Origin of the sequence: Paramagnetospirillum marisnigri (assembly GCF_001650715.1) — a bacterium.
GTDB lineage: Bacteria > Pseudomonadota > Alphaproteobacteria > Rhodospirillales > Magnetospirillaceae > Phaeospirillum > Phaeospirillum marisnigri.
Window position 1 is genome coordinate 40,105 of the sequence record NZ_LWQT01000048.1, and the last position, 23,760, is coordinate 63,864.

General features: G+C 66.8%; 24 protein-coding genes and 1 tRNA gene. 7 read left to right on the top strand and 18 right to left on the bottom strand.

All coding sequences use genetic code 11. The annotated features are described in order from the left end of the window. Positions 1 to 10: 10 nt before the first annotated feature. The 3 genes from rsmD to A6A04_RS08385 are packed head-to-tail and all read right to left on the bottom strand — an operon-like array spanning position 11 to position 2,188. Positions 11 to 565 carry a 16S rRNA (guanine(966)-N(2))-methyltransferase RsmD gene (gene rsmD, locus A6A04_RS08375; RefSeq protein WP_068491828.1) on the bottom strand — a complete coding sequence of 185 codons (555 nt, stop codon included), beginning with the start codon at positions 563 to 565 and terminating at the stop codon, positions 11 to 13. Then, a complete protein-coding gene (locus A6A04_RS08380) occupies positions 540 to 1,484 on the bottom strand; it encodes a pseudouridine synthase (protein ID WP_082914800.1) in 945 nt (314 codons plus the stop codon). Before A6A04_RS08380 ends, rsmD begins: the two co-directional genes overlap by 26 nt. Then, positions 1,481 to 2,188, bottom strand: coding sequence for a gamma-glutamyl-gamma-aminobutyrate hydrolase family protein (locus tag A6A04_RS08385; RefSeq protein ID WP_082914801.1), 708 nt, complete (start codon positions 2,186 to 2,188; stop codon positions 1,481 to 1,483). The genes A6A04_RS08380 and A6A04_RS08385 overlap by 4 nt, the downstream gene beginning before the upstream one ends. Positions 2,189 to 2,239: 51 nt before the next feature. Here A6A04_RS08385 and A6A04_RS08390 point away from each other — a divergent pair, with 51 nt between their 5' ends. The 3 genes from A6A04_RS08390 (at position 2,240) to A6A04_RS08400 (ending at position 3,391) form a co-directional block, all read left to right on the top strand. Then, the gene (locus A6A04_RS08390; RefSeq protein ID WP_068491831.1) at positions 2,240 to 2,692 is read left to right on the top strand and encodes a nucleoside deaminase; all 453 of its coding nucleotides are present in this window, start codon (positions 2,240 to 2,242) and stop codon (positions 2,690 to 2,692) included. Between the two features lie 64 nt (positions 2,693 to 2,756). Further along, entirely contained in the window at positions 2,757 to 3,059 is a 303-nt protein-coding gene (locus A6A04_RS08395) for a nucleotidyltransferase family protein (protein ID WP_068491833.1), read from the top strand. Continuing rightward, complete coding sequence (locus A6A04_RS08400) at positions 3,059 to 3,391, top strand: HepT-like ribonuclease domain-containing protein (protein WP_082914803.1); 333 nt, start codon at positions 3,059 to 3,061, stop codon at positions 3,389 to 3,391. Before A6A04_RS08395 ends, A6A04_RS08400 begins: the two co-directional genes overlap by 1 nt. On the opposite strand, the gene A6A04_RS08405 is transcribed toward A6A04_RS08400, so the two are convergent. Next, positions 3,339 to 4,058 carry a pyrimidine 5'-nucleotidase gene (locus A6A04_RS08405; protein WP_068491838.1) on the bottom strand — a complete coding sequence of 240 codons (720 nt, stop codon included), beginning with the start codon at positions 4,056 to 4,058 and terminating at the stop codon, positions 3,339 to 3,341. The two genes, A6A04_RS08400 and A6A04_RS08405, sit on opposite strands and share 53 nt — an antisense overlap. Positions 4,059 to 4,174: 116 nt before the next feature. Here A6A04_RS08405 and A6A04_RS08410 point away from each other — a divergent pair, with 116 nt between their 5' ends. Next, positions 4,175 to 5,836: a sensor domain-containing diguanylate cyclase gene (locus A6A04_RS08410; protein ID WP_068491839.1), complete on the top strand. Its 1,662-nt coding sequence runs from the start codon at positions 4,175 to 4,177 to the stop codon at positions 5,834 to 5,836. Positions 5,837 to 5,852: 16 nt separating this feature from the next. Next, positions 5,853 to 7,121: a DUF2336 domain-containing protein gene (locus tag A6A04_RS08415; protein ID WP_068491841.1), complete on the top strand. Its 1,269-nt coding sequence runs from the start codon at positions 5,853 to 5,855 to the stop codon at positions 7,119 to 7,121. Positions 7,122 to 7,129: 8 nt separating this feature from the next. Here A6A04_RS08415 and cbiB read toward each other — a convergent pair whose 3' ends face one another. After that, positions 7,130 to 8,131, bottom strand: coding sequence for an adenosylcobinamide-phosphate synthase CbiB (gene cbiB, locus A6A04_RS08420; RefSeq protein ID WP_068491880.1), 1,002 nt, complete (start codon positions 8,129 to 8,131; stop codon positions 7,130 to 7,132). Positions 8,132 to 8,394: 263 nt separating this feature from the next. On the opposite strand from cbiB, the gene A6A04_RS08425 reads away from it, so the two are divergent. After that, positions 8,395 to 9,258: a dienelactone hydrolase family protein gene (locus A6A04_RS08425; protein WP_068491844.1), complete on the top strand. Its 864-nt coding sequence runs from the start codon at positions 8,395 to 8,397 to the stop codon at positions 9,256 to 9,258. Positions 9,259 to 9,312: 54 nt separating this feature from the next. On the opposite strand, the gene A6A04_RS08430 is transcribed toward A6A04_RS08425, so the two are convergent. The 13 genes from A6A04_RS08430 to A6A04_RS08490 all read right to left on the bottom strand — a co-directional run bounded on the left by A6A04_RS08430 (position 9,313) and on the right by A6A04_RS08490 (position 23,182). After that, complete coding sequence (locus tag A6A04_RS08430; protein WP_068491845.1) at positions 9,313 to 9,900, bottom strand: histidine phosphatase family protein; 588 nt, start codon at positions 9,898 to 9,900, stop codon at positions 9,313 to 9,315. A 90-nt stretch (positions 9,901 to 9,990) separates the two neighbouring features. Next, complete coding sequence (pheT, locus tag A6A04_RS08435; RefSeq protein WP_068491847.1) at positions 9,991 to 12,387, bottom strand: phenylalanine--tRNA ligase subunit beta; 2,397 nt, start codon at positions 12,385 to 12,387, stop codon at positions 9,991 to 9,993. After that, on the bottom strand, positions 12,384 to 13,460 hold the full coding sequence (pheS, locus tag A6A04_RS08440; RefSeq protein WP_068491849.1) for a phenylalanine--tRNA ligase subunit alpha: 1,077 nt from the start codon (positions 13,458 to 13,460) through the stop codon (positions 12,384 to 12,386). The genes pheT and pheS overlap by 4 nt, the downstream gene beginning before the upstream one ends. 83 nt (positions 13,461 to 13,543) lie before the next feature. Further along, positions 13,544 to 13,900 (bottom strand): 50S ribosomal protein L20, encoded by a 357-nt coding sequence (rplT, locus tag A6A04_RS08445; protein ID WP_068491852.1) that lies wholly within the window; start codon positions 13,898 to 13,900, stop codon positions 13,544 to 13,546. Positions 13,901 to 13,903: 3 nt separating this feature from the next. Next, on the bottom strand, positions 13,904 to 14,107 hold the full coding sequence (gene rpmI, locus A6A04_RS08450) for a 50S ribosomal protein L35 (RefSeq protein WP_068491853.1): 204 nt from the start codon (positions 14,105 to 14,107) through the stop codon (positions 13,904 to 13,906). A gap of 127 nt (positions 14,108 to 14,234) precedes the next feature. Then, on the bottom strand, positions 14,235 to 14,609 hold the full coding sequence (locus A6A04_RS08455; protein WP_068491856.1) for a response regulator: 375 nt from the start codon (positions 14,607 to 14,609) through the stop codon (positions 14,235 to 14,237). An 11-nt stretch (positions 14,610 to 14,620) separates the two neighbouring features. Then, entirely contained in the window at positions 14,621 to 17,662 is a 3,042-nt protein-coding gene (locus A6A04_RS08460; protein WP_245651129.1) for an EAL domain-containing protein, read from the bottom strand. Positions 17,663 to 17,778: 116 nt separating this feature from the next. Further along, positions 17,779 to 19,101 (bottom strand): RsmB/NOP family class I SAM-dependent RNA methyltransferase, encoded by a 1,323-nt coding sequence (locus tag A6A04_RS08465; RefSeq protein WP_068491860.1) that lies wholly within the window; start codon positions 19,099 to 19,101, stop codon positions 17,779 to 17,781. 53 nt (positions 19,102 to 19,154) lie between these two features. Beyond that, positions 19,155 to 19,538, bottom strand: coding sequence for a type II toxin-antitoxin system VapC family toxin (locus A6A04_RS08470; protein WP_068491863.1), 384 nt, complete (start codon positions 19,536 to 19,538; stop codon positions 19,155 to 19,157). After that, a complete protein-coding gene (locus tag A6A04_RS08475; protein WP_068491865.1) occupies positions 19,535 to 19,771 on the bottom strand; it encodes a type II toxin-antitoxin system Phd/YefM family antitoxin in 237 nt (78 codons plus the stop codon). Before A6A04_RS08475 ends, A6A04_RS08470 begins: the two co-directional genes overlap by 4 nt. A gap of 52 nt (positions 19,772 to 19,823) precedes the next feature. Then, a complete protein-coding gene (gene guaB / locus A6A04_RS08480) occupies positions 19,824 to 21,284 on the bottom strand; it encodes an IMP dehydrogenase (protein WP_068491867.1) in 1,461 nt (486 codons plus the stop codon). A 171-nt stretch (positions 21,285 to 21,455) separates the two neighbouring features. Next, positions 21,456 to 22,199, bottom strand: coding sequence for an RlmE family RNA methyltransferase (locus tag A6A04_RS08485; protein ID WP_068491869.1), 744 nt, complete (start codon positions 22,197 to 22,199; stop codon positions 21,456 to 21,458). Then, positions 22,196 to 23,182 carry a Ppx/GppA phosphatase family protein gene (locus tag A6A04_RS08490; RefSeq protein WP_068491870.1) on the bottom strand — a complete coding sequence of 329 codons (987 nt, stop codon included), beginning with the start codon at positions 23,180 to 23,182 and terminating at the stop codon, positions 22,196 to 22,198. Before A6A04_RS08490 ends, A6A04_RS08485 begins: the two co-directional genes overlap by 4 nt. A gap of 213 nt (positions 23,183 to 23,395) precedes the next feature. Between A6A04_RS08490 and A6A04_RS08495 the strand changes: the two genes are divergently transcribed. Then, positions 23,396 to 23,469: transfer RNA gene (locus A6A04_RS08495), tRNA-Gln, on the top strand. The last annotated feature ends 291 nt before the right edge of the window (positions 23,470 to 23,760 follow it).

Consider the following 23,760-nt stretch of genomic DNA (forward strand, 5'->3'; position numbering starts at 1 on the left):
CGCTCCAACGCTATGCCGCCCCGTAAATCAGGAACACCAGCCGAGCGGCGCCGCGTTCGCGCTCATCCGCCAGCCTGAAGCCGGGCGGCGGCGTCACCGTCTCGTCGGCGGCCACCTCCACCACCACCAGGGCGTCGTCGGCCAGCCAGCCCCGGGCGGCGAGGCCGTCCAGGCAGGGCGTCACCAGATCGGCATGATAGGGCGGGTCGAGAAAAGCCAGGGTGCAGGGCTGGGGCGCGGCGGGGGGCTTGGTAGCGTCGGCGCGGATCACCTTGGCCCGCCCATCCTCGCCCAGCGCCTTGATATTGGCATGAAGCGCCCCCAACGATGCGGCGTTCAACTCGATGAAACTGGCCTGGGCGGCGCCGCGCGACAGCGCTTCCAGCCCCAGTGCCCCGGTCCCGGCGAAGGCGTCCACCACCACGGCATCCTCCATATCCACCAGATCGGAATGGGCCAGGATGTCGAACAGCGCCTGACGCACCCGGTCGGCGGTGGGCCGCGCCACCCGCCCGTCCGGCGCCTCGAGGCGGCGGCCCTTATGGCGTCCGGCGACGATGCGCATGAGGTCCGGCCTTGGCGGGCTTTTCGATTCTGCTGCCATCGGCGGCATAATAGGGCTTGGCCTTGCTCTTGGCCTCGGCCAGGCGCTTGTCCTCGGCCAGCTTCTCCTTGCGGGCCCGGGCCGCCACCCGCTGTTCCTTCTCGCGCTCCCCGGCGGGCTTGGCCTCGGGTTTGGCATGCAGCACCGCCTTGCCCTGGCCCAATTGCTCGCGCAGCACCTTGCCCGGCACCTCTTCCACCGCGCCCTCGGCCAGGGTGCCCAGTTGGAATGGCCCATAGGCGACCCGGATCAGCCGGGTCACCGGCCAGCCCAGATGCTCCATCACCCGGCGGATTTCGCGGTTCTTGCCTTCTTGCAGGCTGACGGTCAGCCAGGCATTGGCGCCTTGCTGACGATCGAGCACCGCCTTGATGGAACCATAGGCGACGCCCTCCACGGTGACGCCGTGCTCCAGCCGGGCCAGGGCGTCGGCCGAAACCTCGCCATGCACCCGCACCCGATAGCGCCGCACCCAGGCATTGGACGGCAGTTCCAGCTTGCGGGCCAGTTCGCCGTCATTGGTCAGCAGCAGCAATCCTTCCGAATTGAGGTCGAGCCGCCCCACCGACACCACCCGGGGCATGGTCACGGGCAGCTTCTCGAACACCGTGGCCCGGCCCTCCGGGTCCTTGTGGGTGGTCACCAGACCGGCGGGCTTGTGATAGCGCCACAGCCGGGTCGGCTCGGGATCGGCCAGCGGCTTGCCGTCCACCACCACCATGTCGGCGGGGCCGACCACGCAGGCCGGTGTGTCCAGCCGGTGGCCGTTGACCACCACCCGGCCTTGCTCGATCCAGCGTTCCGCCTCGCGCCGGGAACACAGTCCCGCGCGGGCCAAGCGCTTGGCGATGCGCTCGCCCTGCTCGCTCTGCTCGCTCATTTGCAACTCTCCACGAAGGCGCGCAGCAAAGCCGCGTCGGCCGGACTGACCCCATATTCGGGATGCCATTGCACCCCGAGGCAAAACCGCTTGGCGGGCATCTCGATGCCCTCGATCACTCCATCGGGCGCCACCGCATTGACCACGCAGCCCGGCCCCACCGACTTCACCGCCTGATGATGGGTGGAATTCACCTCGATCTCGGCATGGTCGACAATGCGGGCCAGCCGGGTCCGGGGCGTCACCCGCACCCCATGGGCGGGCTGATGGCGCGGGGTGTCCTGCTCGTGGGCCAGGGCGCCCGGCACTTCGTCGGGAATATGCTGGATCAGACTGCCGCCCAGGGCCACCGCCAGCAATTGCTGGCCGCCGCAAATGCCGAGGATGGGCATGTCGCGCTCCAGCGCGCCATTGACCAGAGCCAGTTCGAATGTGGTGCGCCCCGGCTTCAGCACCACGCTCCGGTGCCGCCCCTCGGCCCCGAACAGCGACGGGTCGACGTCGAAGGCGCCGCCGGTGACCAGAATGCCGTCCACCAGATCGAGATAGGCCGCCACTGCCTCGGCATGATGGGGCAGGCAGACGGGAGTGCCGCCCGCCTGGGCCAGCGCCTCGCAGTAGTTCTTACGCAGCGCGTACCAGGGCAGGGCCGAATAGCCGCCCGCCTCTTCCGCGTCCAGGGTAAGTCCGATGGTGATGCTCATGGGGTTCCTATACAGTTCCGGCGAGCCCGAAGCCATGGTAAAGCGGACGCCATGCCCATCTTACCGACCTCCGACTTCATGTCCCTGGCCTTGCGCCAAGCCGAAGCCGCCGCCCGGCGCGGCGAGGTTCCCGTGGGCGCCGTGCTGGTCAGGGACGGCGCCGTCATCGCCGCCGATGGCAACCGGGTGGAGGAACTGGCCGACCCCACCGCCCATGCCGAGATGCAGGTAATCCGCGCCGCGAGCGCCCAGGCCGGCGGACGGCTGGCGGGAGTGGACCTCTACGTCACCCTCGAGCCCTGCCCCATGTGCGCGGCGGCGCTGTCGCTGGCCCGCATCCGCCGGGTCTATTTCGGCGCCTACGACCCCAAGTCCGGCGGCGTCGAGCACGGGCCGAAAGTGTTCGACCACGCCACCTGCCACCACCGGCCCGAAGTCTATGGCGGGCTGGAGGAACGCCGGGCGGCGGAGCTGCTGCGGGCCTTCTTCAGGGACCGGCGCTGATCCTTGAGATTTTACCAATCCGGCCCTATCCTTGGCTCGGAGACAGCTCATAGGTATCCCGGCCTTGGCTCAAACCCTCGATGACGTGGTCAGGCGGATCAAGACGGCGGAATTGGAACTCCGGCGACGGGGTGTCGCGCATCTTTCCGTCTTCGGCTCGGTGGCGAAGGGCCTGGAGCGGCAGGACAGCGATGTGGACATCGCCGTGGATATCGAACCCGGCCGCAGCTTCTCCGTGATCCGCATGGAGGATACCAGGCTGATGTTGGAAGACGTGCTGGGTCGTCCGGTGGATCTGGGGGAAACCTCCACGCTCCGCCCCCATATCCGTGAGAGCTTTGAGCAGGATCGGGTGCAGGTCTTCTGATGGCGCGGAATGATCAAGAGCGGATCACCGACATCCTTGCCGCCATTTCCGACATCCGATCCGATACCGATGGCCTGATATTCGAGGCTTTCGCCGCCAATCCCACTCGTGTCCGTTCGGTCCTCTTTTCCATCGGGATCATCGGCGAAGCGGCCAAGGGCCTCGGCCCTGACTTCAAGGCCGCCCACCCGGAGATTCCCTGGCGGGCCATGGCGGGGATTCGCGACCGCATCGTGCATGAGTATTTCCGGCTCAATGTCCGCCGAATATGGGAGGTCGTCACCGACGATCTTGACTCCCTGGAGTCGGTCCTGCGGGCCGCGATACGCTGATCCCTTCCAGCCATTGCGTCAGATTGTCGGTGATATGGTGGACATGGGACAGATCGGCCTCGTCCTGCTTCAACACCGCCGAATCGGGGTGGCCGTCTTCCCGCACCCACAAGGTGGTCATGCCGATGGCCGCCGCCGGAACGAGGTTGCGGTGGATATCCTCCACCATCAGCGCCCCCCTGGGATCGACGGCGTGGCGTTCGAGCATGAGGCGATAGCATTCCGGCTGCGGCTTGGGGATGAAGGCGGCGGCCCTGATATCGAAGATGCCGTCGAAATGACGGCTGATGCCCAGCCGCGCCAGCACGTTCTCGGCATGGCGCTCCGAGCCGTTGGTGAAGATCAGCTTGCGCCCCTCCAGCCGCGCCAGGGCGGCGTCCAGGCGCGGCGCCGCGTCCAGCACGGTGCAGTCGATGTCGTGGACATAGGCCAGGAAGGCCTCGGGCTCGATGGCGTGCACCATCATCAGCCCGCGAAGCGTGGTGCCGAATTCCTTGTAATAGCGCTTCTGCAAGGCAAAGGCCTCGTCCAGCGGCAGGCCCAGGCGCTCGGCGATGAAGCGGCGCATGCGGATGTCGATCTGGGGGAACAGGCTGGACGACGCCGGATACAGCGTATTGTCCAGGTCGAATACCCAGGTCTCGATGTTGGAAAGATCGTTGCACATGTCGGGATGTTAGCGTCATGCGCTCCTTGATGCCAGCCAACTGCCTTAGGGGCTCGTTAAGGGACAATGCCTATGGTATGGAGTCCATGTCACTTTAGCCTAGAGATGCGGCACCCATGGATTCCACCGGCGACAGACAGCGTGCGAGAAGCGGCTTTGGCGGCCGGATCGCCCTTACCCTGGGCGCCGACGGCCTTGCCGCCTTTCCCGGCGCCGCCGTGGCGCTGGACCGGGACGGCCTCATCATCGCCAGCAATGCCCGGGCCGAGATCCTGGCCGCCGCCATCGCCCAGGAACGCCTGGGCTGCCTGCGCGACATATTGGACAAGCCCGGCGTCAATGCCGTGGAAAGCCTGGCGCTGCCCAGCGGCGGTACTCTGATCCTGGATCTGGTGGCGCTGCCCACCGAAAGCGGCGTGATGCTGGTGCTGGGCCGCGACGTCACCCTGGAGCGCAATCTGCGCGCCGCCCTGGTGGAATCGCGACAGCGCTACAAGGACCTGGTGGAGATTTCCAGCGACTTCGCCTGGGAGATCGGCCCCGACGGCCGCTTCGTCTTCGTCAGCCCCAAGGGGGCCATGGGCTTCGCCGCCGACGAACTGGTGGGCCGCCTGCCCTCGGACTTCATCCTGCCCGAGGAAGGCCATGCCCATCTGAGCCCGTTCGAGACCAATGCCGAGTTGGAGGACGTGGAAGTCTGGATGCGCCAGAGCGACGGCTCGCAGGCCTGCCTGCTGGCCTCGGCCACCCCCATCCGGGGCGAGCGCGGCGACTGGAAGGGCGTGCGCGGGGTCTGCCGCGACGTCACCCAGGAGCGGCTGCGCGACGCCGCCCTGTCGCGGGCCAACAACCGCGAGCGGCTGCTGGGCTATATCGTGCGCACCATCCGCGACGAGGTCGACCCCGCCGACATGCTGAAGACCGCCGCCGAGGCCACCGCCCGCGCCCTGGGCGCCACCGGCTGCCAGATCTTCCGCATCCTGCCCGAGGCCTCGGATTTCGAGCTGGCCGCCAGCTTCGGCCAATGCGGCGACGAGAAGCCGGTGCTGGATTCCTTTTTGGGCTCGGACCACTTCGACAGCGACCTGTCGGACTGGCGGGTGCTGGCCACCGTTTGCCGCTACCGCCATTCCATCAACGGCGCCGTGCTGATGTGGCGCGGCCTGGAGCGCGCCGCCTGGAGCGACGACGACCGCCTGCTGATCGACGACGTCGCCAATCAGGTGGGACTGGCCTGCGAGCAGATCACCAACCACGAGCGGGTGGTCAAGCTGTCGCGCACCGATGGGCTGACCGGCCTGTTCAACCGTCGCGCCTTCTTCGACGAAATTTCGCGGCGCTTCGGTCGTCTGGCCCGCGAGGGCAGGCCCGCCACCCTGATCTATGTGGATTTGGACAATTTCAAGGCGGTCAATGACGTCCACGGCCATCAGATGGGCGACCGCGCCCTGCTGGCGGTGCGCGAACTGCTGATGCAGCACACCAGGCCTGTGGATCTGGTGGCGCGCCTAGGCGGCGACGAATTCGCCATCTGGCTGGAAGGCGCCGGCGAGGAAATCGCCATCAGGCGCTGCACCGACCTGCTGACGGCGGGCAAGGCCGAGTTGGATCCGTATTCCGGCAGCCCCGACAAGCCGCTGCACTTCTCACTTGGCGTGGCCGTTCATGTGGGCGGCAGCCATGAGAATATCGAGGAGTTGATCGCCCGGGCCGACAAGGCCATGTATGAAGTCAAGCGCAGTGGCAAGGGCGCCATGCGTCTGGCACCGTCGGTGTGAACCAGGGGAGTGGGGCGTGAGCGGATTCCTCAAGCGTCTGTTCGGCGGCGGCGACAAGCCGCTGGAATATGAAAAGGCCAAGGAACTGGCGGCCCATCCCGACGCCAGGGTGCGGGCCGAGGTGGCCGAGCGCACCGATGTCAAGGCCGAGATTCTCTACTTCCTGGCCGAGGATTCCGACCCCGAGGTGCGACGCAAGGTCGCCGCCAACGCCCATGCTCCGGCCCAGGCCAACCTGCTGCTGGCCAGCGACCAGAGCGACGCCGTCCGCCGCGACCTGGCATCCAAGATTTCCCGTCTGGCCCCCGGCCTGACCGCCCACGAACAGGACCGCCTGCGCCGGGTCAGCTACGAAGCGCTGGAGGTGTTGGCCCGCGACCAGATTCCCAAGGTGCGCCAAATCCTGGCCGAGGCACTGAAGGACGTGGCCAACGCGCCGCCCGACGTGATCCGTCGGCTGGCCCGCGACGCCGAACTGGTGGTGGCGGGGCCGGTGTTGCAGTACTCGCCGCTGCTGTCCGACGAGGATCTGCTGGAGATCATCGGCGCCAATCCCATCCCCGGCGCCCTGGCCGCCATCTCGCGCCGCTCGGTGGTCAATACCCGGGTCTGCGACGCCATCGCCGCCACCGAGGATATCGACGCCATCGCGGTGCTGCTGTCCAACAGTTCGGCCCAGATCAGGGAAGAGACCCTGGACCGCCTCGCCGACCGTGCCGCCGATATCGAGGCCTGGCACAAGCCCCTGGCCGAACGGCCGCAGCTGTCGCCCAAGACCGCCCAGAAGCTGGCCCGCTTCATCGCCGCCAGCCTGCTGCAAAGCCTCGCCGCCCGCCAGGACCTGGGCGAGGAGACCGCGGCGGCCGTCGCCGCCGTGGTGGCGCGGCGCATCGACGAGATCGAGGGCGCCGCCGAGCCCAAGGGCGTCTCGGACGAGGCCGCCCTGGTGGCAAAGGTCCGCAACCTGAAGACCACCGGCCAATTGACCGAGACCGCCGTGGAAGCCGCGCTCTCCTCCAATGACGCCAAGTTCGTCATTGCCGCCCTGGCCGAACTGGCGGGTCTGCCCCAGCGGGTGATCCGCAAGGTGGTGGAGACCCAAAGCGCCAAGGGCGTGGTGGCCATCTGCTGGAAGGCGGGGCTGTCGGCCGGGTTCGCCACCCAGTTGCAAACCAAGCTGCTGCGCCTGTCCAGCTCCAAGCTGCTGGCCGCCAAGGGCGGCGACCACGCCCTGACCATCGACGAGATGGAATGGCAGTTGGAATTCTTCGGCTCGCAGGGATAGGGAAACGGTCAGCCCCGCGACTGCAGCCACAACACCAGCACCACGGCGCCCGCGTTGATGATGCAGGCCACGATGAACAGGTGCAGGGCGCGGCGGATATCGGCCACCGTCGCCCGGGCGCGGCCGGCGCCGATCCATTTCTCGTCCACGGTGATGCCGGGATATTTGCGCGGCCCGCCCAGGGCCAAATCCAGCGCCCCCGCCGCCGCCCCTTCCGGCCAGCCGGAATTGGGCGAGCGATGGTGCCGTGAATCCCGGACCATGGTCAGCAGCGCCGCGAAGGGCCGCCCCTGGGGCACGAAGGGCGCCGCCAGGGCCAGCATCAGGGCGGAGAGACGGGCGGGAATCAGATTCATCCCGTCGTCGAGACGGGCCGAGGCCCAACCGAAGGCGCGATAGCGGTCGTTGCGGTGGCCCACCATGCTGTCCAGGGTGTTGACCGTCTTGTAGAGCAGCAGTCCCGGCAGTCCCAGGATCACGTACCAGAACACCGGCGCCACCACCCCGTCGGCGAAGTTCTCGGCCAGGCTTTCGATGGCGGCCCGCGCCACACCATGCTCGTCCAGGCTTTGCGGGTCGCGGCCGACGATGCGCGACACCGCGTAGCGCCCGGCTTCCAACCCGGTGTCGGACAGCGCCCGGGCGACATCGTGGACATGCTCGAACAGCGAGCGCTGGGCCAGCAGGGTGGCGGCGACAAAGACCTCGGCCAGCCAGAAATGCGGCAGGGTGCGCGCCAGGAAAGCGATGACGCCGCCGATGCCCAGCGCCAGGGCAGCCATGCCCAGCACCAGCAGCACACCCCGAATCCGCCGGTTGGAATCCGAGCGTTCCGGCCGGTTCATGCGTTTTTCCAGCCCCGCGATGGTGCGGCCGATGGCCACCACCGGATGGGGGATCAGGCGGAACAGTCCGTTCATCTCGCCCAGGGCGGCATCCAGCGCCATGGCCATGACCAGCAGCAGCAGGGGATCGGGGGCGTGACCGAAATGTGAAAACAACGGCAGCATGGCGGGCAGGATGAAGCGGGCGAAGGAAAGGGTCAATCCCTCACAAACCCTCGCCCGCCCGCGGGAGAGGGTGGCGAGCCAAAGCGAGCCGGGTGAGGGCCTCCTCCCTCTCCCGCAAGCGGGCGAGGGAAAACAGAGGAGACATCCCTGCGCCCAAGTCCGCGTTCAACATCGAGGAAGCACGAAGATGTCAATCATCCCATTGTCGCTTGCCCCCGGCGATGCCATCTTTGCCGTGTCAACTCAATCGGGGAGCGTGGTTCATGAGCGACGATCACATCAACAGCCTGATGCCGAAGCTGGACATGACCCGGCGCGGATTCGTCTCGGCCGCCGTGCTGGCCTCGGGCTATGCCCTGGCGGTCAGTCCGGCCTCGGCCCAGGCCATCGCCACCGACCATGTGGGCCTGGTGACCGGCGCGGTGATGATCCCCACCGGTGGCGCCGCCATGCCCGCCTATGCCGCCATGCCCGGCGGCAAGGGCCCCTTCCCCACCATCTTGGTGGTGCAGGAAATCTTCGGCGTGCACGAACATATCCGCGACGTCTGCCGCCGACTGGCCAAGCTGGGCTATCTGGCGGTGGCGCCGGAACTGTATTTCCGCCAGGGCGATCCCTCGACCATTGCCGAGATCCCGGCGATCCTCTCCACCATCGTGTCCAAGGTCGCCGATTCCCAGGTGCTGGCCGACCTGGACGCCACCGCCGCCTGGGCGGCGGCCAATGGCGGCGATGCCAAGCGCCTGGGTATCACCGGCTTTTGCTGGGGCGGACGGATCACCTGGCTGTATGCCGCCCACAATCCCCGGCTGAAGGCGGCGGTGGCCTGGTACGGCAAGCTGGCGGGCGATGCCACCACTCTGACACCCAAGCATCCGCTAGACCTGGCCGCCCAGTTGAAGGCGCCGGTGCTCGGCCTGTATGGCGGCGCCGACCAGGGCATTCCGGTGGATACGGTGGAAAAGATGCGCGCGGCGGCCAAATCGGCCAAGGTGCCGGTGGAGATCGTGCTCTATCCCGACATGCCCCACGCCTTCCACGCCGATTACCGACCGTCCTACCGCGAGGCCCCGGCCAAGGATGGCTGGAACCGGTTGGTGAACTGGTTCAGGGGCAACGATCTGTAAGGGGGCAGGGCACGCACGACCGGAGCGCGGGCGCCCCGCCCGCTGCTTCTACAATCATTCGCACTCGACCCGGCGGATAGCCCCGTTCTCCAGGACGAAGACCGCGTCCTGGGGGCTGTCGCCGGTCAGCGCCTCGGCAGGGTCGGAGCCGAGATAGAGGCCGCGCAGGATGCGCCCGGCGACCCCATGGCTGACCACGATCAGCTTCTCGTTTTCGCGGATTCCCGCCAGCCAATCGGCCAGCCGGGCCGAGACCTGGGCATGGGTCTCGCCATCGGGGCTTTTGAACACCCAGTGGTCCAGGCCCTTGCTATCCCGCAATTCCGGCGGCAGCTCCGACTTCAGCACGCTGGACAGACGGCCGGTATTCACCTCTTTCAGGCGGGCGTCATAGGTGACATCGGCGGCGGCCAGCCCGGCGGCCTCGCACAGGATGCCGGTGGTCTCGGCGCAGCGCCCCAGCGGCGAGGACACCACCCGCCAGCCCTGGGCATCCTCGCCCAGCAGGCCGCGAATGGTCAGGCCATAGCGGAAGGCCTGGGCGACGCCCTTGGGGGTCAGGGGCGAATCGTGCCAGCCCTGGACGCGGCCCTCGGCATTGAACTGGGTCTCGCCGTGGCGGACCAGGATGATGCTGGACATGGAGGTTCCAAGAAAAATGGCCCCCACCCTCCCGCTGACGCGGGTCCCTCCCTCCCCCGGCGCGGCCGGGGGAGGGCTGGGGAGGGGGAATTAACCGCGCAGCTCGCCGCCGGTGGCCTTGGCGACGGCGGCGACGATCTTCGCCCCCACCGCCTCGATCTCCTCATCGGTGAGGGTCTTCTCGGTGGGTTGCAAGGTGACGGTGATGGCCAGCGACTTCTTTCCCGCCGCCACCTTGTCGCCCTCGTAGAGGTCGAATACCGCCACCTCGGCCACCAGGGCCTTGTCGGCGCCCTTGGCGGCGCGCACCACCGCATCGGCGGCGACGGAGGCGTCCAGGATGAAGGCGAAGTCACGGTCCAGCGGTTGGAAAGCCGACGCCTTCAGCAGCGGCTTGGCCTTGGTCGCCTTGGCCTTGGTGGGCGGCAGGGCTTCCAGGAACAGCTCGAAGCCGACCACCGGCCCCTTGACGTCCAGGCTGTTCAGCACGCCGGGATGGAGTTCACCGAAGAAGGCCACCGGCTTGTTGCCAAGCTTCAGCGAGCCCGAGCGGCCAGGGTGATACCAGCCTGGCGCCTCGGTCCCCACCTGGAAGCTGTCGGGATTGCCTCCGGCGGCGGCGATGGCGGCCATTGCGTCGGCCTTGGCGTCGAAGGCGTCGACCGCGCGGGCGGGTTCGGCCCAGTGGCGGCCACGGGCGCGACCGGCGCGGATGCCGGCGGCGACCTGACGCTGCTGGCCGGGCTCGGGCCCGTCGAACTGCGGTCCGATCTCGAACAGGCCCAAATCCTTCATGCCACGATCGGCATTGCGCCCCGAGGCGGTGACCAGATTGGGCAGCACCGAGGGGCGCATCACGTCCAGGTCGGACGAGATGGGATTAGCCAGATGCATCTCGGGGGCGCCGCCGCCGAACAGCTTGGCCTGGGCCTCGGGCAGGAAGGACCAGGTCACCGTCTCGACCAGCCCGCGCGACGCCAACTGGCGCCGCACCCAGGCGGCGCGGCGCTGGCCGGGGGTCAGCACCGGCTTGGGCATGGGCGGACGCGGCAGCGGCAGCGACGGGATGTTGTCGTAGCCGTTGATGCGGATCACCTCTTCCACCAGATCATGCTCGGCGGTGATATCGCCGCGCCAGGACGGCGGATTGACCAGCAGCCCGTCGGCATGCTCGGCCACGGCGCAGCCGAGATCGTTGAGGATGGCTTCCATGCGGGCCAGCGGCACCTCGACGCCGCCCAGTTCGGCGACGCGGCCGGGGCGCAGCACGATGGACTTCTGCCAGTCGGGTTCGGTCCCGGCGATGACCGGCTCCGAGGCCTCGCCGCCGCACAGATCCAGGATCATGCGGGTGGCCAGTTCCATGGACGGCACCACGAAGGCGGGGTCGACGCCGCGTTCGAAGCGGAAGCGGGCATCGGACAGGATTTCCAGCCTGCGCCCGGTGGCCGCCGTGCGGATGGGATCGAAATAGGCGGCTTCCAGGAACACGTCGGTAGTGGCCTCGGTGCAGCCGGAATGCTCGCCGCCCATGATGCCCGCCAGGGCTTCCGGCCCCGCCTCGTCGGCGATCACCGTCATGGACTCGTCCAGCTCGTAGGTCTTGCCGTTGAGCGCCACCAGAGTCTCGCCCGACATGGCCAGACGGGCGCGGATATCGCCCGTGACCTTGGCGGCGTCGAACACGTGCAGCGGACGGCACAGGTCGTAGGTGAAGAAATTGGTGATGTCCACCAGGGCGGAAATGGGACGCAGGCCGATGGCGGTCAGGCGGTCCTTCAGCCATTGCGGGCTTTCGCCATTGGTCACGCCGCGGATCATGCGCCCGGCGAACAGCGGGCAGGCGGCCTGGGTCTCGGGGGTGAAGTCGAGGCGGACGCCGATGGGGCTCTTGAAGCTGCCCGGCACCGGCTCGACCAGCAACGGCTTCAGGGTCCCCAGGCCGAAGGCGGCGAGATCACGGGCGACGCCGCGCACCCCCAGGCAGTCCACCCGGTTGGGGGTCACCGAAATCTCGATCATGGGATCGAAGCTCATGATGTCGAGCAGACTGGCGCCCACCTTGGCGTCGGCATCCAGTTCGGCGATGCCGTCATGGTCCTCGCCGATGCCCAGTTCGCGCCACGAGCACATCATGCCCTGGCTTTCGACGCCGCGCACATTGCCCTTCTTCAACACCTCGCCATTATGCGGGATGAAGGTGCCGGGCTGGGCCAGGATCACCTTGAGACCCGCCCGCGCATTGGGGGCGCCGCATACCACCTGGAGGATGCCGCTGCCAGACTCCACCTTGCACAGCCGCAGCTTGTCGGCATTGGGGTGCTTCTCGGCCTCCAGCACATGGCCGACCACGAAGCCGCCCAGATGCTTGGACGGATCGATGATGCCCTCCACCTCGAGGCCGATGGCGGTCAGGCCGATCTCGATCTGGCCTAAGGTGGCGGTGGTGTCCAGATGGCTCTTCAGCCAAGACAGGGTGAATTTCATCGGGTCAGCCCTCCCGAAAGCGTGGGAACGTCAAGCGCCGAGAAGCCGTAATGGCGCAGCCAGCGCAGATCGGAATCGAAGAAGGTCCGCAGATCGGGAATGCCGTATTTCAGCATGGCGACGCGCTCCACCCCCATGCCGAAGGCGAAGCCCTGGTAGCGGTCGGGATCGATGCCGCAGTTGCGGAGCACATTGGGGTGCACCATGCCGCAGCCGAGGATTTCCAGCCAACCGGCGCCGGGTCCGATCTTCAGTTCGCCGCCTTCGCGCGAACAGCCGATATCCACCTCCGCCGAGGGTTCCGTGAACGGGAAGAAGCTGGGTCGGAAGCGCACCGGCACGTCGTCCACCTCGAAGAAGGCGCGGACGAATTCGATCAGGCAGCCCTTGAGATGGCCCATATGGGTGGTCTCGTCGATGACGAGGCCTTCCACCTGATGGAACATGGGCGTGTGGGTCATGTCGGAGTCGCAGCGATAGGTGCGGCCGGGCACCAGCACCCGGATGGGCGGCTTCTCGCTCAGCATGGTGCGGATCTGCACCGGGCTGGTATGGGTGCGCAGCAGATGGCGCCCGCCCTCGGGGCGTTCACCGAAATAGAAGGTGTCGTGCATCTGGCGGGCCGGATGCTCGGGCGGAATGTTCAGCGCGCTGAAATTGTGGAAATCGTCCTCGATATCGGGACCTTCCGCCACGGTGAAACCCATCTGGGCGAAGATGGCGGTGATTTCCTCGATGGTCTGGCTGATGGGATGGATGCGCCCCGAGGCCTCGGGGCGCGACGACAAGGTGACGTCGATGCGCTCGCGGGCCAGCCGCTCGTCCAGCGCCTTGGCTTCCAGAACCGTCTTGGCGGCGGTGATGGCCGCCTCGATCTCGTCGCGGGCGGCGTTCAGCGCGGCACCGGCGGCCTTGCGCTCGTCGGGCCCCATGCCGCCCAGCGACTTCATCAAGCCGGTGACGGTGCCCTTCTTGCCAAGCGCGGCGACGCGGGCGGCGTCCAACTGGTCGAGCGAGGTGGCGGCGGCCACCGAAGCCAGCGCCTGGGCGCGGAGTTGATCGAGATCCTGCATGCTTGCATTTCCCTAAGACGCGAAAAGGGGCCGCCCCATCCGGGCCGGCCCCTCTCCTACACATTTCTTCCCGCGGGGGAAGTCTACCGGAGGGCGGCCTGGGCCTTGTCCACCAGCGACTTAAAGGCTTCCGGCTCGCGAATGGCGATGTCGGACAGAACCTTGCGGTCGAGCGCGATGTTGGCCTTCTTCAGGCCGTCCATGAAGCGCGAATAGGGCAGGCCGTGAGCACGGGCGCCCGCATTGATGCGCTGAATCCACAGGGCGCGAAAATTACGCTTCTTGGCGCGGCGATCGCGATAGGCATAGCGCAGGGCCTTTTCCACCTTCTGGATCGCAACCCGGAAGCAGGTGGAGGAACGGCCGCGGTAACCCTTGGCGAGCTTGAGAATCTTCTTGTGACGGGCGTGGGTGGTCACGCCCCGCTTGACGCGAGCCATGGATCAGCCTCCGTTCGGCAGGTAGAACTTCTTGACGTTGTCGCTGTCGGTCTTGAACAGCATGAAGGTGCCGCGATGCTGGCGCTTCATCTTCGACGTCTTGGCGGTCAGGCAGTGGCGCTTGAACGCGACATTGGCCTTCACCTTGCCGGTGCCGGTGAGCTTGAACCGCTTCTTGGCGGAGCTCTTGGTCTTCATCTTGGGCATTTTCGCTTGGTCCTTGATCTGGAGTGGTTCAGCGAGAACGAACGGCAAGGCAGCCCTGACAGCCCTGTCCGCTCGGGAAGGCGACGCTTATAGCCTGCGTCGGATGGGAATGCAAGGGGGTGCCGCCCTACTCCGCCGCCTTGCAGTAGCGCGCCACCTCGTCCAGCAGTTTGCGGATGGAGATGGGCTTGGTGATGACCTGCTCGAACCCGTCTTCCAGGAAACCCGCCACCGAATCGGGATCGGCGAAGGCGGTCACCGCCACCACCGGCACCTGGGCGGTGCGGGCATCGGCCTTGAGCAGCTTCAGCAGGTCGACGCCGGAATATTTGGGCAGCTGGATGTCCATCAGGATCAGGGCGGCGCCGCTGGCGGCGGTCATCTCCACCAGTCCGTCGCCATCGGAGGACTTGACGGTCTGGTAGCCGGCAATGCTGAGCGCCTGCTCCAGCAGCTTCATGTTCATCGCATTGTCTTCGACGATGACCACCGTTCCCGTCATGGTCCGACCTTTCAAATTTGCCCGGTCTTGAGCCGAGGGACGGTCCCTCGGCCTTGGGCCGTGTAGCTGCCGACGAAGGCGGTGAAATCGGCCACCGTCAACGGACGGCCGATCATATAGCCCTGGATTTCATCACAACCATGGCGAGCTAGCAAGCTGGCCTGCGCTTCCGTTTCGACACCCTCGGCGATGGTTTTCAGCGACAGGGAATGGGCCAGCGAGATGATGGCGTTGGCGATGACGCGGCCGTCCTCGTCCTGGTCCAGGTCCTTGACGAAGGCACGGTCGATCTTGACCGTATTGATGGGGAAGCGCTTGAGATAGGCCAGCGACGAATAGCCGGTGCCGAAATCGTCGATGGACAGCGTCACCCCCAGCTTGGCCAGGGCGCGCAGCATCTTCAGCGTGCCCTCGCCATCGGCCATCAGCATGCTTTCGGTCAGTTCCAGGTCGAGATGGGTGGGGTCGATCCTGGCGTCGGCGATGGCCTCGGCGACCATGTCGGGCAGGCCTTCCTCGTGGAACTGGCGTCCCGACACATTGACGCCGATGCGCAGGCGCCCGAGATTCATGTCGTTCCAGACCCGCATCTGGCGGCAGGCCTCGCGCAGCACCCATTGCCCCATGGGAACGATCAGGCCGCTTTCCTCCGCCACCGGGATGAACTTGTCCGGCGTGATGATTCCCAGCTCGGGATGGCGCCAGCGGATCAGCGCCTCGGCCCCCACCAGCTCATAATCCCGCAGGCTGACCTGGGGCTGGTAGAACAGCTCGAACTGCCCGGCCTTCAAGGCGTCCTTGATGGAGCGTTCCAGGGTCAGGCGCTCGGTCACCGCATAGGACATGGCAGCGTCGAAGAAGCCCAGCCGCTCGTCGGTGCGCCGCTTGACCGAATGCAGCGCCATCTCGGCATTGCGCAGCAGTTCCAGCGCCTCCTCGCCGTCGCGGGGATAGACCGAGACGCCCATATCCACCGGGATCACCAGTTCGGAGCCGTGAACCATATGCGGCCGGTTGAGCACTTCGCGGATGCGGGCCACCATGTCGGTGACATCGTCGAGATTACGCAGCTGCGGCATCACCACCGCGAATTCGTCGCCCGCCAGACGCGCCGCCGTGCCGCCGCCGCCCAGGTCCTGGGCCAGCCTGCGGCCCGTCTCCCGCAGCAGGGAATTGCCGACGTCGTGGCCGAGGGAATCGTTGATGGTGGTGAAGCCGTCCAGGTCGACGGTGACCACCGCCACATGCAGCCCCGCCGCCTTGGCCATGGCCACCGCCTGGCCCAGCTTGTCGGTGAGCTGGGCGCGGTTGGGCAGGTCGGTCAGCGAATCATGATTGGCCAGATAGGCCACCCGCTGCGCCAGTTCCTTGTTTTCCGTCAGATCGCGGATGGTGCCGGTGAACAGGCGGCGCTTGTCCATGCGCAGTTCGGAAATGGACAGATGCACCGGGAAGATGGTTCCGTCCTTGCGCTTGCCCATCACCTCGCGGCCGAGACCGAGAATCTTGGCCTCACCGGTCTGGATATAGTTGCGGATATAGCCGTCATGGCGTCCGGCATCGGGCTCGGGCATCAGGATGGAGACGTTGCCCCCCACCAGTTCCGACAGGGAATAGCCGAAGATGCGTTCCACCGACAGATTGGCGTTGAGGATGGTACCGTCCTCGTCGATGGTGACGATGCCGTCCAGCACCGTATCCATGATGGCGCGGATGCGGTGTTCGCGCGCCGCCACCGCCCGCATGGCGGCGGTGACCTCGGTGGTATCGCGCCCCACCAGAAGCGTGGCGTTCTGCCCCTCGCGCCGCAGCGGCACCGCCGATAGCTCCACGTCGCGCAAACGCCCGGCGAAGGTCAAGACCTTGACCGGCAGGGGATGGCCTTCCTCATAAAGGGCATCCAGGCCGCGATCGAAGATCGTGCGGAAATCGGGATGGATGAAATCGGTGAAGGGCTTGCCCTCGCACGATGCCGCCGATGGCGCCCGCAGCATGCCGAGACCGGCGGCATTGATCCGCTCCACCACCCCGTCGACACAGACGCAGATCAGGTCCGGCGACAGTTCCACCAGATCGCGGTAGGACACCTCGTCCTTGATCAGCGCCGTTTCCAGCATGGAGACGTCGGTGATGCGGTCGATCAGCTTCAGGATCTGGGTGCCGGAATTGAGGATGGATTCGGCATATTCCCGATAACCTGCCGGAACCAGCGGCCCCAGCATCTCCGACGAAATCATCTCGGAAAAGCCGATGACGTCATTGAGCGGGGTGCGGATATCGCGGCTCATGCGGCCCATGAAATCGGTCTTGGCCCGGTTGGCGATATCGGCCTCTTCCTTGGCCTCGGCCAACTTGGCCGCCTGGGCCTTGGCCTGGGTGACATCGCGGCAGAACATGGCGCAGCGATGCTCGCCGGTGGTGGCACCGGCCACCGCCAGCAGCCGATTGGCGAACCAATGCAGCCCGTCGGTGTCCTCGAACTCCACGGTGCGGCCGCTTTCCAGCGCCTGTTCCAGATAGGCGCGGCGATGGGCGGCCAGGCTGGCGGGCAGGAAATCGAAAATGGATCGCCCGACCAGTTGATCGGGCGCCGAGTCGAAATACTGTTCGGCCTCGGCGTTCAAGGTGACGATCAGGCCATCGGAGTCCAGCAGCAGCGCCACGTCATGGCTGGCGTCGAGCAGCGCCTGGGCGGTGCGGTGCGAGGCCTCCAGGGCGCTTTGGGCGTTCTGGCGTTCGATGGCGTGACGGATCACCCGGGGCAGCATGGCCATGCCGGTCTCGGACTTGACCACGTAGTCCTGGGCTCCGGCGCGAATGGCCTCGTGGGCGACGCGCTCGTCGTCCAGGCTGGTCAGCACCACCAGGGCCTTTTCCGGCGCCCAGGATTTCAGCGTCAGGACAGATTCGATTCCCGACGCATCCGGCAGCCCAAGATCGGAGAGCACGCAATCGAATTGATGGAAGGGAACCAGCTTGGCCGCCGCCGCCAATGTGTCGCAGCAGGTGGTGGTCCAGTTGGGAGCCACGTCGGACAATTCGATCTCGATCAACCGCTGGTCACCAGGGTTGTCTTCAATTATCAACAGTCTGATCGAATCGGTTTCCAGTGACATGACTGTTAGACCATGCAACATAAAGCCAATATTGTAAATGGCTGGCACCGTCCTCAGACGGCCTTGCGCTCCATCACCGCGCCGAAAAAGCCATCGGTGCCGTGGCCCAGCGGCGACAGCCGCAGATAGGGCCCGGGAACCGGGCATTCCCCACCGATGATCTCGCCCCAAAGCTGGGGAACCGGCACCACCTCGTAATCGGGATGGGTCGCCAGGAAAGCGGCGATCTGATCCTCGTTCTCCTCGGCCAGCAGGGAACAGGTGGCGTAGACCAGCCGCCCGCCGGGCTTGGTCAGGCGCGCCGCGCTGGCCAGGATGTCCTTCTGGCGCCCCACCAGTTCCAGCAGGTCGGTCTCGCCCAATTGCCACTTGGCATCGGGATTGCGCCGCCAGGTGCCGGTGCCGGTACACGGCGCATCCACCAGCACCCGGTCGAAGCTGGCGGCCGCGCGCTTGATCCACTTGTCGGATTCGCCGCCGATCACCCGCTTGGTGACATTGTGCACCCCGGCGCGGCGCAGTCGGTCCCCCGCCCGGTCGACCCGCCATTCCGCCACGTCGCAGGCCACCAGGCGGCCCTTGTTCTCCATGGCGGCGGCCAGGCACAGGGTCTTGCCCCCCGCCCCGGCGCAGTAATCCGCCACCGCCATGCCCGGCCGGGCGTCGGTAAGCAGCGCCACCAGTTGCGAGCCCTCGTCCTGGACCTCCACTAGGCCGTCGCGCCAGGCCTGGACCTGGACCAGCGGCACCCGGCGGGCCAGCCGCAGGCCCAGCGGCGACAGCTTGGTCGGAGTCGACTTGATGTCTTCCTTGGCCAGGGCGCGGGCGGCATCCTCGCGGCTGGCCTTCAGGGTATTGACCCGCAGGTCCACCGGCGCCTCGTCGCGCATGGCGCCCATCTCGTCCACCAGCCGTTCGCCGAACAGGGCGGTCAGGCGGGGAGTCAGCCATTCGGGATATTCGCCGCGCACATGGGGAGGCATGTCGCGGTGGAAGATGGATTTCTGCTCGGACAGCATGTCCATCACCCGGCGCTCGGCCGGTTCGGGCGCATAGGCGGAATGGGCGCCGCGGAACAGCTCGGGGTCGGGCTGAACGCCCTCGAACACCAGATCGGCCAGGACGCGGGCCCGCGCCCCCCACTGGCCGGTCAGATTGTCGGCGTCGGGGTGTTCCAGATGAACCAGCCACCAGTCCAGGCGGGACTTGCGCCGCAGCACCCGCCACACCGTCTCGGCCACGGCGCGGCGGTCCTTGGCGCCGATATAGCGCCGATCGCGGAAATAGGCCGAGGCGGCGGAATCGGCGGGCTTGGCCGACTTCTCGATTTCCGCCAGAAGCTCGATGGCGGCCTGGAGCCGTGCGGCCGGGGTCATGGGCGTGCTTTCATGATAATAAGGAGGCGTGGCATCAAAAGGGGCATGGCGGTCTACCAGATGCGGGCGACGACACCGTCGAACACCGAATCGGCGGAGATCAGCGGCAGGTTGTAATGCAAGGCGGTGGCGGCAAGAAGACGGTCGAACGGATCGCGATGGCCCCAGGCCATCAGACCCGCCGCCACGGCGATGGCGGGATCGAACCCGGCCACCGCCCCGCCTTGCTCGTTCAGCAGCGCCGCCAGCCGGGGCGCGAAGGGCTCCATCTCGGGCCACTTGCCCAGCCGGACCTTCCGCGCCACCTCGAAGAACGAGATGGGACTGACATAGACGGTCTGGGCGGCCTCCAGGGAGGCCAGGGCGGCGGGCGACAGGCGGTCGTCGCCGCTCAGGCTCCAGGCCCAGGCATGGGTATCGAGCAGAACCGCCGTCAACCGCCCCCCTCCCACAGCGCCAGATCGTCGCCATCCATGGGGGCAAGGAAATCCGGCCCCGGGCCGGTCAGCTTGTCCTTGAGCAGTCCGAGCTTGAACTTGCCCTGGGATACCGGAACCAGACGCACCACCGGGCGGCTGCCATTGGCGATGATGATCTCCTCGCCCGCCAGCGCCGCCTCGATCAGCCGTGACAGATGGGTCTTGGCGGCGTGGATGGTGACCTGCTGCATGGCATCGCCCTCCTTGACCAGGACTCAATCCTAGCTAACTTAGTCAAGCCGATCAATCGGTCTTGTAGTTGGGGGCTTCCTTGGTGATGGCCACGTCGTGGACATGGCTTTCCCGCAGACCGGCCGAGGTGATGCGGCGGAACTGGCAGCGGGTCTGCATCTCGGCGATGGTGCGGTTGCCGGTATAGCCCATGCCCGCGCGCAGGCCGCCGATCAGCTGGTGGATGACGGTGGAAACCGGCCCCTTGTAGGGAACCCGGCCCTCGACGCCTTCCGGCACCAACTTCAGCTTGTCGTTGACCTCGGCCTGGAAGTAGCGGTCGGCCGATCCCCGCGCCATGGCGCCGATGGAGCCCATGCCGCGATAGGATTTGTACGAGCGGCCCTGGTACAGGAAGACCTCGCCGGGGCTTTCCTCGGTCCCCGCGAACAGCGAGCCGATCATGACGCAATCGGCACCGGCGGCGATGGCCTTGGCGATGTCGCCGGAATACTTGATGCCGCCATCGGCGATGACCATCACCCCGTGCTGGTGGGCGACCTCGGCCACGTCCATGACGGCGGAAAGCTGCGGCACGCCGACACCCGCCACCATGCGGGTGGTGCAGATGGTGCCCGGCCCGATGCCGACCTTGACCCCGTCGGCCCCGGCGTCGATCAGGGCGCGGGCGGCCTCGGCGGTGGCGATGTTGCCGCCGATGATCTGGGCCATGGGCGTGGCCTTCTTGATCTCGCGGATGGTTTCCAGAACGCCGCGGGAATGGCCGTGGGCGGTATCGACCACCACCACGTCCACCTCGGCCTCGATCAGGGCCATGGCGCGCTTGAAGCCGTCGGGTCCGACGCTGGTGGCGGCGGCGACGCGCAGGCGGCCCTTCTCGTCCTTGGCGGCGGTGGGATGGGCCTGGGCCTTCTCGATATCCTTCACCGTGATCAGGCCGATGCAGCGATAATCGCCGTCCACCACCAGCAGTTTCTCGATACGGTGCTGGTGCAGCAGGCGCTTGGCCTCTTCCTTGTCGACGCCTTCGCGCACCGTAACCAGCTTTTCCTTGGTCATCAGCTCATAGACCGGCTGGGCGGCGTCGGAGGCAAAGCGCACATCGCGGTTGGTGAGGATGCCCACCAGCTTGCCGCTGCCCCGCTCCACCACCGGAATACCGGAAATCTTGTAGTCGGCCATCAGGCGCAGCGCATCGGCCAGCGGCTGTTCGGGATGGATGGTCAGCGGATTGACCACCATGCCGGATTCGAACTTCTTGACCTTGCGGACCTCGGCGGCCTGGGCCTCGATGTCGAGATTCTTGTGGATGACGCCGATGCCGCCGTCCTGGGCCAGGGCGATGGCGAGACGGCTTTCGGTGACGGTATCCATGGCCGCCGACAGCATGGGGATGCCCAGCTCGATGGAGCGGGTCAGGCGGGTGCGGGTCTGAGCCTGGGCGGGAAGGACGTCGGATTCCGCCGGAACCAGCAGAACGTCGTCGAATGTGAGGGCTTCCTTGATGACCATGCCGCCTCCGGATACGGATCAGAGGCGCGACATCATACACATTCGAGGCGCAGCCTCAAGACCTGCCTTGGGATACCTCCCAGGAGCACAGCGACTGGCGCGTTGAGCGCCCGCGCGACCATTCGCGCGAAAGCCAAGCGAGTGCGGCGAGCGCCGGCGACTGAGGCGAACTTAAATAGTGTCCCCGCGATAGCCCATGGCGACCACATAGGTCTCGGCCGAGCCCTGGCGCGAGGCAGGGGGCTTGGCGTGGCGCACGGTGGCGAAGTTCTTCTTCAAAGCGTCGAGCAGGGTCTTCTCGGTGCCGCCCTGGAACACCTTGGCCACGAAGGTGCCGCCGGGCGACAGCACTTCCAGCGCGAAATGCAGCGCCACCTCCACCAGGGCGATGATGCGCAGATGATCGGTGGAGGGATGGCCGGTGGTGGGCGCCGCCATGTCGGACAGCACCACATCGGCGGGACCGCCCAGGGCCTCCTTCAAGCGGTCGGGGGCGTCGTCGGCCAGGAAATCGCCCTGCAGCGTGATGGCGCCCGGCACCGGATCCCATTCCAGGATGTCCATGCCCACCACCACGCCGCCCGCCTTGCCGCCGATCTTCTGCACCGCCACCTGGGTCCAGCCGCCGGGGGCGGCGCCGAGATCGACCACGCGCAGGCCGGGCTTCAGGATATGGAAGCGCTCGTCCAACTGGATCAGCTTGAAGGCGGCGCGGGAACGCCAGCCCTGGCGCTTGGCCTCGTGGACATAGGGGTCGTTCAACTGGCGCTGCAGCCACAGGGTCGAGGACAGTTTGCGCCGCTTGGCGGTCTTGACCTTGACGGTGAGATTGCGCGAAGTCCCCGGCGCCGAGCCGGTGGCCCGCGACCCACCGCCCGCGCTTTTCTTGCCGCCGCCTTTTCCGCCCGTGCTCATGCTTTCCTCCCGCCGCGCCCCAGGGTCGAATCCTCGCGCATCATGCCCAACAGCACGCCTTCCCGCACGCCGCGATCGGCGACGCGCAGCTTGCCCAGCGGCCACAGGCGGCACACCGCCTCCAGGATGGCGCAGCCCGCCAGCACCAGATCGGCGCGTTCCGGGCCGATGCAGGGATGGGCGGCGCGCTCTTCATGGCTCATGGCGGCCAAGCGGCGGGTGACGGCGGCGATATCGGCGAAGCCCAGTTCCAGCCCGTCCACCTTAGAGCGGTCATAGCGCTCCAGCCCCAGATGCAGGGCGCCCAATGTGGTGACGGTGCCCGAGGTCCCCAGCATCTGCACCAGATTGCCGGTCATCAGCGAGGCGATGGTATGCAGGCTCTCGAACGGCGCGAAGGCGCGTCCGATCTGGTCCACCACCTTAGCATAGCCCTTGTTGGAGGCCAGTTCCGAGGCCCATTGCTCGGCCAGGGTGACCACGCCGGTGGGAATGGATTGCACCCCCATCACCGTCTGGCCCATGGGGGAGTTGCGCACCCAGACCAGTTCGGTGGAGCCGCCGCCGATATCGAACACCAGTGCCCAGGGCACCATCGGGTCGAGCAGCGAGGCGCTGCCCGCCAGGGCGAGGCGAGCCTCCTCCGAAGATGAGATGATATCGGGCTTCAGCCCGGTGCGCTCCTGGATGCGGGCGGTGAATTCAGGCCCGTTGGCAGCGCGGCGACAGGCCTCGGTCGCCACCAGCCGGGCACGGTGGACCTGGTTGCGCTCCAGTTTGACGACGCAGGCCTCCAGCGCGTCCAGGGTGCGGTCCATGGCGGCCTCGGACAGCCGCCCGGAGGCTCCCAGCCCCTCGCCCAGCCGCGTCACCCGCGAGAAGGCGTCCACCACCCGGAACCCCCGCGCGGTGGGACGGGCCACCAGCATGCGGCAGTTGTTGGTGCCGAGATCGAGGGCGGCGTAAAGGGGGGTGTCGGACATGATTTCTGGCGTTGATCCAAGACGGCACGGCTGCCGAAGGGGGCGGATGTTACTCCGGATGGACGGGCGCTGGGAAGGGCGCTCTCCCACCTTGGCCCCGCCATGAAAAATCATGCGTGTTTGACCATTGATCCCTCCCGGCCCCTGTGATAGAAGGTGCGCCTCTTCCGGACCGGCCCCCTCGCGGAGCCCCCGGTCCACCAGCCAGACTGGTGGGGGATCGTCTAACGGTAGGACAGCGGACTCTGACTCCGCCAGTCTAGGTTCGAATCCTAGTCCCCCAGCCATCACTTCCCAAGTAAAATCAACATGTTAGCAATGAGCAGTCGCGCTCTCATTGCGTCAAAAAACCGTTAGCAGTACATTAGCAGTGCTCAAACGCTGTCCAGCGTAGATTTTCCGATACTGCGCCGCAATAAATTGAGCGTTTGCGAGGCTTTGATGGGCGACGTTGTTCATATCCTCGGCGAGGCCGTGGCAATCCTAGACGCCAATCTATCGGATCGTGTCCCTTGGATTGGTGTAACAGCGCAGTCGCCGTTTGATCTCCGGCGGGCTTGGCCGGATTGATCAGGCTG